The organism is Parabacteroides sp. Y3-G-102 (assembly GCF_023656845.1).
Classification (GTDB): domain Bacteria; phylum Bacteroidota; class Bacteroidia; order Bacteroidales; family Tannerellaceae; genus Parabacteroides; species Parabacteroides distasonis.
On record NZ_JAMOKU010000005.1, the window covers coordinates 71,038 to 83,931 of the forward strand.

At 43.1% G+C, this 12,894-nt stretch carries 6 protein-coding genes and 1 tRNA gene; 3 read left to right on the top strand and 4 right to left on the bottom strand.

Annotated elements, in window-relative coordinates; translation table 11 throughout:
• The first annotated feature begins 68 nt into the window (after nucleotides 1–68).
• The 3 genes from aroB to NBH16_RS03785 all read left to right on the top strand — a co-directional run bounded on the left by aroB (nucleotide 69) and on the right by NBH16_RS03785 (nucleotide 5,146).
• Complete coding sequence (gene aroB / locus NBH16_RS03775) at nucleotides 69–1,130, top strand: 3-dehydroquinate synthase (protein ID WP_005861282.1); 1,062 nt, start codon at nucleotides 69–71, stop codon at nucleotides 1,128–1,130.
• A gap of 36 nt (nucleotides 1,131–1,166) precedes the next feature.
• A tRNA-Pro gene (locus NBH16_RS03780) sits at nucleotides 1,167–1,241 on the top strand.
• A gap of 866 nt (nucleotides 1,242–2,107) precedes the next feature.
• Complete coding sequence (locus NBH16_RS03785; RefSeq protein ID WP_250788112.1) at nucleotides 2,108–5,146, top strand: DUF6383 domain-containing protein; 3,039 nt, start codon at nucleotides 2,108–2,110, stop codon at nucleotides 5,144–5,146.
• A gap of 759 nt (nucleotides 5,147–5,905) precedes the next feature.
• Here NBH16_RS03785 and NBH16_RS03790 read toward each other — a convergent pair.
• From NBH16_RS03790 to NBH16_RS03805, 4 genes are all read right to left on the bottom strand, one after another.
• Nucleotides 5,906–7,177: an ATP-binding protein gene (locus tag NBH16_RS03790; RefSeq protein ID WP_122378451.1), complete on the bottom strand. Its 1,272-nt coding sequence runs from the start codon at nucleotides 7,175–7,177 to the stop codon at nucleotides 5,906–5,908.
• A 239-nt stretch (nucleotides 7,178–7,416) separates the two neighbouring features.
• Nucleotides 7,417–8,835, bottom strand: a complete 1,419-nt coding sequence (locus NBH16_RS03795; RefSeq protein WP_172514231.1) for a calcineurin-like phosphoesterase C-terminal domain-containing protein — start codon at nucleotides 8,833–8,835, stop codon at nucleotides 7,417–7,419.
• 37 nt (nucleotides 8,836–8,872) lie between these two features.
• On the bottom strand, nucleotides 8,873–12,043 hold the full coding sequence (locus NBH16_RS03800) for a TonB-dependent receptor (RefSeq protein WP_250788113.1): 3,171 nt from the start codon (nucleotides 12,041–12,043) through the stop codon (nucleotides 8,873–8,875).
• Nucleotides 12,044–12,212: 169 nt separating this feature from the next.
• Nucleotides 12,213–12,863, bottom strand: a complete 651-nt coding sequence (locus tag NBH16_RS03805; protein ID WP_005866912.1) for a hypothetical protein — start codon at nucleotides 12,861–12,863, stop codon at nucleotides 12,213–12,215.
• Nucleotides 12,864–12,894: the final 31 nt, after the last annotated feature.

The following is a 12,894-nucleotide window of genomic DNA, read 5'->3' on the forward strand; positions in this document are numbered from 1 at the left end:
TTTATGTCGTTTTGATAATCGGAATACATGTTTTACCTTTGTGGTCTAAGGTTTTAAATAAAAAAGATATGTCAGAGCAAAAAGTGGTTATTTGCAAGGACCTGAAATCGGAACTGCAAGATTTTCTCTCCTCTCTAAAATACGATAAGTTGTTCATCCTTATGGATACGAATACCAAAGAGAAATGTTTTCCCTTGGTAGAGGATATACCGGCCTTTCAAAAGGCGCCGATTCTCGTGATGGAAGCGGGTGATATGAATAAGGGTTTTGTCTCATTAGCCCAGATATGGACAGCTTTGTCGAATGAGGGGGCTTCCCGTAACTCCTTGCTGGTGAATTTGGGCGGCGGTATGATTACGGATATGGGTGGTTTTGCCGGCGCTACTTTCAAGCGGGGCATCCGTACGATCAATATCCCTACGACCTTGATGGCGTCCGTCGATGCTGCGGTTGGCGGTAAGACGGGTATAAACTTCAATGGGTTGAAGAACGAGGTCGGTTCTTTTTATCCCCCCTTGTGTGTATTCATCGATTGCGATTTTTTGCGCACGTTGGATCGCGATAATATCCTTTCCGGTTATGCGGAGATGATCAAGCACGGGTTGATTAGTTCGATGGAGAATTATGCGTCTGTCATGCTTTTTGATATCGACACCATGAATTATTCGTATTTGAATAGTTTGGTAGGCCAGTCGGTCGCCGTGAAAGAGCGGATCGTAGAGGAAGATCCCAAGGAACAAGGTATTCGTAAGGCATTGAATTTCGGTCATACGATCGGCCACGCTTTCGAGAGCTTGTCTTTCCTGAAAATGCGTCCGATCTTGCATGGTCATGCGGTAGCGGCGGGTATCGTGAGCGAGCTTTACCTCTCGCATAAGCTGTGTGGCTTCCCGATGGAGAAATTGAGTCAAGTCGTTTATTATATAAAAGAGTATTATCCGGCGCTCTTCTTTGACTGCACGGACTACGATACTTTATATGAGTTAATGACACATGATAAAAAGAATGAGGGCGGTATCATCAACTTCACTTTACTGAAAAATGTAGGGGATGTCCGTATCAACCAATCGGTCACCAAGGAAAAAATCTTGGAGTCTCTTGATTTTTATCGTGAAAGTTTTGGCATTTAACGGAAAAAAACTACCTTTGCACCCGTAAAATAAAAGCGGGATGTAGCTCAGCCCGGTTAGAGTACGCGTCTGGGGGGCGTGTGGTCGCTGGTTCGAATCCAGTCATCCCGACTAAAGCTGAGATAAAAGGAGTTAAGTCTATGGCTTAACTCCTTTTTTTGCTCTCTATCACTTTCCTAAAACAATGAGGCAGTAGAAATTCCGACTCATCCGATATTCATGGGGGATAGCCTTAAATCATGACAATAGATTAAAATTGATATATTTCCGTTTGAATTTAGTGCGGTCATTCCAGCCTATTTTAGCCATTATTTCTGTTAATGGTTGCTTAGTGCCGACTTATCGGTGTATGCTCTGTGAGTTCAAAGTCTTTTGGGGCACGATTGTTTATCGGAGTAGGGAGGCCTAGCTGTTTGATAGAGTGCCATTGGCTGCTGAAGTGAATAACTAACGGCTTGTCGAATGAATAACTAGCGGCTATATATAGCCGCTAACTAACGGCTCGGGAAGTGAATAACTGATCACTTGGAAAGCCTTCTACGGCCTGCGAAATCAAGTATGCGTTAACCTAGAGGAGGATTTTTGGAAATTATATTATATATGTACACGTACATTAAAGAATATGATGTATATGAATAGGCTTTAGTAATACATACCAATAATATCAAGGACTGATTTATCTAATAAAACGGCTAGTATAAACGATCGTTTTAATTCGTCATTTGCAAAGGTACGCGTTTCTTTGATACCTGCAACCCTTCCGGGCTATTTTTTTCATCCCTTATTCTCTTTCTTATCAATAGGATAGCCTATCCTTTACGAAACAACCGATTCCGTAAACGAACCTCCCGTTTTCCCTCTTCAAAAACGCAAGATCTAAACGATGGTCTAGACTAGTCGTTTTGGTATGGCGAAGGATAATTAAAGAGTTGGGAGATATTTAATTAACACTATTATTAATATTTAAATTAGAGATTATGAACAAAGGGATTTTTACTTTGATGACAGCGGCTTTATTGGCCTCTGGATCAGTTGTAACACCTGCTTTCGCTGAAGCGACGTTTGCGACTTATCAAGCCGTGAACACGAACAAGGTTTTGGCGAACGGTGTGAAGTTCTATTTGCAGGTAGGCAGCGATGAGGCTACCTCCACTCAAACTGATACGAAGTATTACAAAGTTAAAAAGTTAACAATTAAGGACAAGGCTACGGTTTGGTCTTTAGAAGAGACTTTAAACCCTGACGAGGCTTCTGTTTTCGAGGTTGGCAATTACACTAAGGTTGGTGGACAGTACACCTTCTCCTTGTCTGTTGACGGCAATAAGATTTCTTTGACGAAAGACGGTGTAATTAAATCAGACGCTGCTACTACTACAGAGGCTTCTAAAACTGTGACTACTTTAATCACAGACAAGAACAAATTAAGCGAATTGAAAAAATTCTCCGCTTCTTTGATGAACGCTACGGCTATCAACGTGGTTTTGGCTACACAAGAAGAGGTGATGACGGCTGCTATGTTGAACGAGTACAACACGGAAGGTTTCACTTTCGGCTTCAACGCTAAGACAGACTTGGAAGGTAACGCTTTCGCTAAACCGATGTATGCGGTAGAGATCGGGGACGATGCTGCTACTTTAGATGCCGGTACTTATTTCGTTGTAGGCGGTAAGGATGATGCTGTTAAGGCATTGAAAAAAGCAGTGAAAGATGAAGAAGGAGTAGAGGAGGCCTTGGCTACGGAGGATATCCAACTTCTTGCTTTGAATATAGATAAAAAATATGACGTAAGAGGCGCTAAATCTCCGGCTTACATTCTACAAGTTATCAACGGTGATAAGATCACTGGGAATAAGGCAGCTTTCTCTGTTAAGGAGTTCGATAAGTTGGCGAATGAAGGTGAGTATGAGCTGAAAATAGAAGATCCTAAACAGGATAAGACTGTAGAGGAAACTGAATATGTGTACGTAGGTGCTATGCGCTTTACTGATACAGATACGAAGACTTATGTGACAACGGTTAAGGAAAATGAGAAATCTTTATTGATCTCCGCTACTTTAGGCGCTAGCACTTATTTGGATGCTTCCGTTTTATTGAAGGAAGGTGTGGCTAACTACGTGAATGTTTACTTCACTAGCAACGAGGAAAGCGAAAAAGATAAATTCCAGACTGAGTATCATAAATATTTGGTTCCGGTATCTGTAAAGGCAGATGCTAGAGCTGAAGAAACTTATACTTTCGCTTTCGACGCTAAGGCTGCTAAAGACGTAAACTTCAACTCTGCTTTATCTCAATGGGCCGTGAAGGGCTTCGACGGTAAATATACATTTACGTTGGTGAACCGTGAAACTGCTCAAGAGATTACTTTAGGCTTGCAAGAGTCTGACGTGAAGGGCGAGTATAAGGTGGTTAACGCAGTAGATGAAAATAAAGATGCGGTTTCTTTCGCTTCCTTGAAGAAAGCTGCTACGGGTGAAGAGGCAGAAGTGGCTAAATCTGTTGCTTCTACTACTGTTAAGTTCATCCCGGTTGAGAAGGTCGCTGGTTTCTTGGATTTATCCAAGGATGAGATGGCTGCCGGTATCCAATTGGAATTTACGGGTAAGACCCCGTTAATTGGTGAGAAGACTTTCTTTGCTAAGAAAGACAAGAAAACAGAAGGCGAAACAACAACTGAAACGTTGGCTCCTAGCATGAAGGCTTCCGATGCATTCACGTTGGCTATCAATAAGGCTAAAGGTAAGATCAAAGAGGATGATAAAGATGCTGTCGTAAATTACACGATCCAACCTCTTGTATTATCTTGTCTGAAAGATGGTAAGATTGTGGAATTGAAAGATACATTGTTTGTTCCGACTTACAATATCTATTATACGACTCCGGTAGAGGGTAAAGATGATATCGTTACTTACTTAGGTAAGGATTTGAAATTCGCAAAGGTAAACGAATCTGAAAAACCTGCTGAATTCGTATTCCGTGTGAACGCTGACGGTTCTTACGCTATGATGGGAACTGATGCGGCTGTTTCATTTGATGAGGATATCACTGCCAACACAAAAGTTGTAAGCGTAAATTCTACTACAGGTACAGACTTCTCAACAAACGAGGCATTATTATATAACCTGTCAGAAGGTAGCTTCGCTAGCGTAGCTGTTAAGGTACAAGATAATTCAGACAAGACTACATTGCCTGCTGAGCCTCGTCACGCTTCATTCGACAATGCGCTGGGTTCTATCAACTATCAGTTGAATAAGAATGGTATCACTGAGGGTATCCTTTCCGCTGAGAGCATGATCTTCTGGTTGGATACAGCGGATAGCAAGGCTACAACTCCGTACTTCTATATCTCTAAGGGTATTGAGGTTGCTGAAGGCGAAGAGAAACCGGCCGAGAGAATGTTCATGTATAACGCTACAGACTCTATGTCTATCTTCGATGAGAACTCTGCTCAGGCTTCTTTCAACGAGAAGTATATGCTGGAAGGTACAACTAAAGAGGATAAGATCGCTAAGGTAATCTTCCGTCCGGCTACTATCGCAGGTGTTGACACGATCAATACGGTTGTAGAGGGTAAGGCTGCTGTTGTTGCTGCTAAGGAAAACAAGGCAGAAGAAGTATTGGCTGGCTTGGATAACTTCAAGTTCGGTATCTGCTTGGCTGACGATGCTGTGGATGGCGAGTATGTTATCTACTCAAAGGCAGATAACAAGTATGTATACGCTAAGAACGGTAAGTTAGGTTTGGGTGGAAAGGAAGAGGCTATGGTCTTCACGTTAGGTACTGAGGTTCCGACTTCTAACGAGTCTATCGACAACGCCGCTTCTTCTGTCGTAGTGATCGGCAACGCCGGTTCCGTAACGATCCAAGGCGCTCAAGGCGAGACTGCTTATGTTCGCAACTTGTTGGGTATGCCGTTGGCAGAGACAGTTGTCACTTCCGATAACGCTACGATCGCTGTTCCTGCTGGAATCGTTCTTGTAACGGTTGGCGACGAGACTGTAAAGGTGGTCGTTAAATAAGACATGTAAAGGAATAATGAAAAGATAAATCGAAAATCATTCCCGTGCGGATTATCCAAGTACCCCGAGAGGGCGAACAAGCGGGAATGGATTAATATTAATACTAAAGTAATAAATTAAAGTTCATCCGTAAGTACTTCCGTGAGGATGGAAACGGATCAAAGGCAAGGGGAGACAGTATTGCGCTGTTTCCCCTTATTTGTTGATAAAGGTAGATAAGGGCTTTGTTGGTGAAATGGACGGTATTCGATCTTTTTGATTGATATAAGGGGGATATCGTGACATACCCTTTTTGAGAGAGGTATGAAGTAGGGGAGATCGGAGGGGTATAAATAGCCTTTTTCATGCAAAAGGACCACTTTTTACACACGATAGGTGGTAAAAGGCAGTGCGACTAGTCGTGTTTGGCAACGACAGTAGTGCCGTTGGGCATCGTAAACAGTCATGAATAGGGTTGTTAGTACTCATGAATGGGCATCGTAACCCTGTTATATCCCTGTCGTAACTCAATGAGATAGCCCGGATAAGCTATAGGATATGAATTAGGATGAATTAAATTCGCTAGGATAAAAGGCTGTTTTTAACTAATGCGGTATAAGACAAATGATTGCTAATATTTTTTCTCGTATTTGGGGATAAGCTGTACGTTTGCCCGAAAAAAGTGATTCTCCGGCAGTTGAGTTTACAAATTGACAAAATGCCAAGGTGCTTTTTTTGTGAGCTTATAGGAAGGGCTAGATCCGAAAACAAACCTTGATTTTAGAGAATGGCATGGGATAAATACCATGCTTGTACGTGCTTTATTCCTTCTTTGGAAGGAAGCGGCAAATCATCGAGCGAGACAACGATCTTCTCGTAATTATCCTCAATGGCCTCTAACGAGGCATATTCCCGTTCGATGGTTTCTTTGTCGATTAGTAAATAAGTGGATTGGAGATAGATAACCCTCTCTCCTTTGATAGCGACGAAATCCACCTCTTTGTTCTTTATGCTGCCTACGTATATTTGATAGCCGGCCCTTAATAAATCTAGATAAATGAGGTTTTCTAGTTTATACCCAATGCCGTAGCCAAAGCCTTGATATAAATAATTGTTGAAACCTAGGTCATTGATGTAATACTTACAATTCCCGGCGATGGTCTCCTTTCCCTTGATTTGGTATTTCTCGACTTTATGTACCAAAAAAGTGTCCTCTATGTAACTAATGTAGGAGGCGATCGTATCATAGCTGGTCTTCCTTCCCGAGCTCTTGAAATAATTGGTGATATTCCGAATTGATATTAAATTAGATGCGTTATTTACCAGATAGACAAAAATGTCCTCAAGCAACTTAGCGTCTTTTATGTTTTGTCTTTGTATGATATCACGTAGTAATACGGTGTCTTTTAATGCGGATATATAATTTCTTTGTACTTCTGGTTGAGATAGATGGTATAATTCAGGCATACCACTACTTTGCATATATTCTAGGTAGTGTACCTTGTTGTTTTCTTTTTGGGTGATTCCAAGAAACTCTGTGTATGAAAAAGGATAGATGGCAAATTCCACATAACGTCCGGCTAATAACGTGGCGAGTTCTCCAGATAGCATTTTAGAGTTGGAGCCACTAATGAATAACTCATATTCGGCGGTATAGTCTTGTGAGTATGAGTTGGCGAAGCGTTCCCATCCCTCTACATTTTGGATTTCGTCAATGAACAGATAGATACGACCTTGAGGATTTATTTGTTTTAAGTAGAGATTAAACAGGGAATCAAGATCTTCATTGGTTTTCAAAAAATAGAAGGCGGATAGCTCACAGTTAATGAAGAATATATTTCGGGGATTTACTCCACTATTGGCGAGATGGCTAGCTAACTGACGAAGGAGATAGCTTTTCCCTACACGTCGCTGTCCTACCAAGACTTTGATTAATCTGTTTCCGGTGTAGGATAATATCCTATCTAAATAATCTTGCCGTTTATAGCCTGTTGGAAAATCGTTTCCACCCCATAGGTTATACTTCTCTAATGTCTTAAATCTATCGTCCATACTCGAAACTTTTGCGTAAAAGTACAAAAGTTTCGAATGAACTCGAAACTTTTCCCGTTAAGAATGGGATATACCCTCAAAAAAATAACGGCAACCGCCTTCCGCCGAAAGCCGAGTTGCCGTTCAAAGTTAGGAATAAGGTTTGGTTTGTTCCTTTGTAATGATTTTAACATTAATATGTAATGAGAGTTTTCTACATTTTATCGATACAAAAGTAAATGCCACTTGTTACGATTTGATTACGGGAGTGTTACATTTTTAGTAAAGGTCTCGCCAAATCGGTTGATAACCTTGATCTGTACGTCTTTGACTCCGGCTGAAGGGTGGCAACGGAATAAGTGCGATGTATGATATCCGGAAGGTTTTCCGTGCATGTCGATATAGTCTTGGTCTTCATCATCGAATTGCTCCATGCAACCTTTCTCTATGCCGTTTTCGCTCCATGTAACTTGGTAGGTCGGGTCCCAATCCCATACGTTCACCACTAGGTAATCCGCTTGCGATTTGAACTCATTCGGCCTATAAACCCTGAATTGATAATCCGAATCATGGCCGGTTGCCTTATAATACCAAGTAGCGGCATTCCCTTTCACCTCAACGACCAGATAACCGTTCGGGGCGCCGCACCGATTTACATGGCCGGCCCACCAAGCTCCGCAAGCGGCTCCGATATTATGCTCGTACAGATTCGGTGTGACTTGGTTGTTCTCGAAGAAATGCGTATGCCCGGCGAAGATATGGACATTATAAGGGCTGACGATCTCTTTCAGGCTCTCAGCGTCCTCGGCGTTTCCTCCCCCTTTATCCGTCTGGTTGAATACCGGGGCATGTACGTTGATAAATACAAGTGTTCCGGGTTTAACGTAACTCAGGTCGTTTTTCAGCCATTCCAGTTGTTCCTTTCCGAAGCGTTCGTCATATTTCTTGTCTTTATAATAATCAATATCTTTTAAGGTGATGATATGTGCATCCCCGACATTGAACGAATAATTGTAAGGGCCGAAATGATCCTCGTAGATACGCTCCGCATAGCTCTCCTCGGTTACCTTTTGATTGGATAAGGCCGGGTAACGTAAGTCGTGGTCGTGATTGCCGATCACGGAGAACATCGGGATGCCTAAGACCGAGACCGCTTCCTTATAAGGAGTGAATAAATCCATGCGATCCCAAGTAATGTCTCCCAGCGCCATACCGTAGACCTCTTTTCCTTGGTAGCGCTCTATAGTCTGCTTCAAGTCGGGGATGGTCTCTTCACGGAAACGTTTCATCTGCCGTTCGTCGATGGTCTGAGGATCGGAGATTGCCAAGTAGACAAACCCGTCGATTGGCTGTTTCCTAGGGGTGAGCGTAAAATCATGTTCATTGATCTCCTTACTTTTATCAAGTTGCTGATAGAAAAGATCCGGTATACCTTTTGTTTGCTCGATCTCATAGTCACCCGGTACGGAGAGGTAGACAAAGCGGCTTTTGTCCAGATTCGAATCTAGGCTATATTCTCCCCGCTCATTTGTTTGCGTGAAATTATAACCATCCGTAACGACTACGCCTTGTAGCGGTTTGCCTGCCGTATCGGATACAGTGCCTCTTACAGTAGCGGCTTGCGCTATCCAAGTGGATAACGCAAGTAAAAGCGTGAATGATAAGAATTGTCTCTTCATCGTAATTTTTTTATGATTTGAATATAGAATATGTTAGTTAGAATTTATAACGTACGCCGATTTGAATCTGCCAAGGGTTTCCGTTCATATTGGATACACCCGTGTTTTTGTTTACGTTATATACGTATTGCTTCTTCTCCGCGTCAAAACTCTTGATGGAGTAGATATTCTGCTTGCCTAGATTATGTCCGGCACCCCAGTCCTTGTTCAGCATATTCAGGAAATTGAAAAAGTCTATCGAGGCCTCGATGGAATGAGTCTTATAGATCTTGAAGTTCTTGTTCAAGCGCAAATCGAAAGTACCGTAGAAGCCATTTACGCCACCGTTACGCTCGGCAACCTTCCCATAGTTTTTACGGATATAATCTTTTACGCTCTTCTCCGCTTCCGGGTTGTCCAAGATCGCTTGGATACCCTCACGAAGATATTGAGGCGTATTACTATCGTTCGGGTCATAGATATAAGCCAAGTCGTTGGATGATACGAAATCACCGTTCATATTACCACTAACCGCTAAAGAGTAGCGGGTTCCACCGATCCCGGAGAAACGCAAGCCTACGCTGATTCCCCAGAAAGAAGGAGCCGTACCGTAGAATACGACCTTATGGCGGAATTGGTTGTCCGAGTAAGTCATGGTACTCAAATCACGAGGATCATCTTTTACCATCAAGGCTAGAGTCGCTGTATTCGCTACGTTACCGTTGTAAGAGGTGTTATCCTTGGAATCGTTCCACGTATAGCTGAAAGAAAGCTCGCCATCCTTGAAATAACGCCAAGTTCCATCTACCACGAACGCATATTGGTTGATTTTTCCATCGCTGATTAATTCCAGCACACGGCCTACCTTATCACTTTTACGTCCTTGCATCCAGTCGGTAGCTCCGTTCTTGGTATTGATACTCTCGGCGGGGACGAACACGCCACGATTCCCCTCGGCGGCGATACGGAAGTAAGGCTCATCCACCATATTACGGTCTACGTACATATAATTATGGCGTGCCCAGTTGGCGTAAGCACTGATACCTACCCGCAAGCGATCGGAGAAGAAATGCGTGTAGCTGGCGTTCAACTTATATACTACCGGTACACGGGCATCCTTACTATTCATATTGATCGTGCTGATCTTTTGGATATTCGGGTTGTTGAATAAATCAACGCCCGGAGCGGTAGAAGGATCTTTGCGGTATGCCGGGAAATTCGGTGTCGGAACCAAATTGCCTTGTATATCCACGGACGCTACCTTCGTACCGTCGAACAGCATATTGTTGATCATGGAATAGTTGTTTAAATCCGAACCGAAGATACCGGCGCCAAGGCGGATAATATCTTGATGTTTATCATTCACGTCCCACGTGAATTGAACGCGGGGTTGCAACTGGAAGGTGGAGATTACGTTGTCCGTACGTAAGCCTAGTTCGTCATAAACAGTCTGGTTAAAGTTCGCGTGGTTGAAATAACGGGTATAATCCGCACGGATACCGGCCATGACCTCGAATCCGGTGAAAAGCTTCGTTTGTAATTGTCCGTAGATAGCGGAGTTCAAGGTATTCATCTTTACGGTAGGATCATCTACCAAGGCGATTTCCCGGGCATAGCGGTAAGGAGTCATATGCTCGAAATTATCCAGTCCCGTGAAATAAAACCGTCCGTTCATCTCACTACCGTAGAGTGATTTCATATTGGTGTACATGAAGTCTGCTCCGAATGTATAGTTGATGCGGTCCGTATTATAATACATATTGTCTACCAATTGAAGTACATTATCCTTGAAATGTTCGGGAGCGTAGCGTTGACCTCCAAGTTGGATGGAAGTGTACATGCTCTTGTCACCAGAAATAGATTCCACGTTCTCTACGATTGCTCTTGGGATATTAGAGCTTGGCAATTGCTTGTTCGGGGTCGTAGCCTCGTAAACCAAGAAATGTTGAAGCTTCAACTCGTTGGTCAGCTTTGGGCTTAATACCGAGCGTAAGGTAGCGAGTAAGCTGTTGTTATGCGATTTGCGATCGATCCAAACCTCGTAGAGATTGATACTGGAGTTATCGCTCTCGCTCTGTTTATTATCCTCGTTGATGAAATTATTGCGAATGGTTAACAAGTTGGTTGCGTTCAACTGCCAGTCGATACGGGCGAAGACCGCGTTCGTCTGCTTCTTCTTACCGAACTCCCCGAATTGAGGTTCATTCGAGACTCCGTATTTAGTACGGGCGATATCCAGATAACGGTCTAGCGTAGATTGAGTGACATTATAGCGAGACTCGTCCGCCGCCGTCTTGATATCCGCTATATAAATCGGACGGGAATCCTGTTGGTGATCCCATACGACATAGAAATGCGCACGGTCTTTCACGATCGGACCTCCCAAAGAGAAACCATATTGATAGGTAGAGAAGTCGGAAGTCGATTTATTTCCCCGTATATCATAGGAGCTGGATAACCAATCGGCACGACCGAATCCGAATACACTTCCGGTGAAAGTATTGGTTCCTGATTTCGTAACAGCGCTCACGGTACCGCCCCCGGAACGTCCGTTGGTCACGTCATATTGATTGGTTACCACCTCAAACTCGCGGACGGCTTCCATGGATATCGTATAAGCGCCGGAAGTCGTTCCGCTCGCTACGGTTCCTTTAGCCGTCATACCGTCGATGGTGTAATTCGTTGAGGATGATAATTGCCCGGCGATATTTCCTCCGCTACTCAATGGCGAGAGATCCATCAGGGATGTGAAGTTACGGCCGTTTACCGGAAGCTTCGTGATATTTTGAGCGGAGATAGATGTTGCCGCGCCGATCTTCGGAACCATGTTCTTCAAGGAATTAGCGACTACCTCGACAGCTTGGATCTCCACCGATTCCTCCGCTAGCTTGAAATCCACTCGAAGCATATCCCCTTGGTTCAATGCGTATCCTGTCTTTTTCTGTTCCCCATAACCGATATAAGAAGCTGTAACGGTATAAGGAGAACCTAGCGGAAGCTGCTTGATGGTGTATTCTCCTTTATCGTTCGTGATAGAGCCCGTGAAGAATCCGGTAGATTCATTCTTGACTTGGATCGTGGCCCCGATCACTGATTCCCCTTTATTATCCACGACCGTACCGGTGATAATGGCTTGCGTTCCTTGCGCGAATAGGAGAGCCGGTAAGCAATTAAAAAATAACAAACAGGCAAGTAACCTGCAAGTAATGCGTTTGTTAAACATCCTCATAACAATCTTTTTAAAATTAAACCTAAATATCTTTTACGGCGCAAAAGTAAGTGTCCCGTTTTGCAAAGAGATTACATCCGTGTGTAGGTTTAAATAAAGAAAAAAGCCTAATGAAGGATATCCATTAGGCTCAACGAGAAAATTATAAATGTGTCTATAAAGAAGAAGGTTAGTCCTCATCCAACGTTTTGATAATGCTAGATGCTATCTTGGATGAACTCTTGCGGCTGCTCTTTCTGAGTTTATCCGGATTCTCAAGATTCATACAGGTAAAGAAGTTATTCCCCCGATATACCTCGTTTTTATCTTTATCGAATAGGGTATAGCTGACGATATGGAAAAGTGTGCGCAACGGTTGGTCTTGCCATTTAAGATAATGCTGGTTTAATACCAGCAGATAATCAGCGCCGGCATTATCCAATACCTTTTGTAACTCTTCGGTCGGCACGGCTGAAAGATCGGAATAGCAATCCTCGCTCTCCCCGTTCACCTTGATCTCATTCAGTACCTGTCCGGTCACTTGTGTAGCGTTTGCCGGGATAAACTTACAATCTCCGTTCTTTACGGATGCGGCGATATTCTCGGCGATGATCGTATTATACGTTTGGTCGATACTATCCGCTTTCATACCGGTCTCTTCGGCGATCATCCCATTGTAGAAATAGTTTGATTTCACGTTATCGTGCAAACCTACGATGAGAATTTGCTTCGCATGATAATTGTCACCTTCCTTCTTACTTTCTTTAGCGTTCGCTGCTATAGAAGCTACGGCTAAAAAGAACATAACCGTAAAGATTCTGATTTTAAATAACCTTTCCATGATTCTTCTATTAAATTCTGTGTCTATTAAT

Excerpts from the sequence above, each read along its gene's own strand:
- aroB (WP_005861282.1), top strand. The coding sequence starts at position 69 with ATGTCAGAGCAAAAAGTGGTTATTTGCAAGGACCTGAAATCGGAACTG.
- NBH16_RS03785 (WP_250788112.1), top strand. The coding sequence starts at position 2,108 with ATGAACAAAGGGATTTTTACTTTGATGACAGCGGCTTTATTGGCCTCT.
- NBH16_RS03790 (WP_122378451.1), bottom strand. The coding sequence starts at position 7,177 with ATGGACGATAGATTTAAGACATTAGAGAAGTATAACCTATGGGGTGGA.
- NBH16_RS03795 (WP_172514231.1), bottom strand. The coding sequence starts at position 8,835 with ATGAAGAGACAATTCTTATCATTCACGCTTTTACTTGCGTTATCCACT.
- NBH16_RS03800 (WP_250788113.1), bottom strand. The coding sequence starts at position 12,043 with ATGAGGATGTTTAACAAACGCATTACTTGCAGGTTACTTGCCTGTTTG.
- NBH16_RS03805 (WP_005866912.1), bottom strand. The coding sequence starts at position 12,863 with ATGGAAAGGTTATTTAAAATCAGAATCTTTACGGTTATGTTCTTTTTA.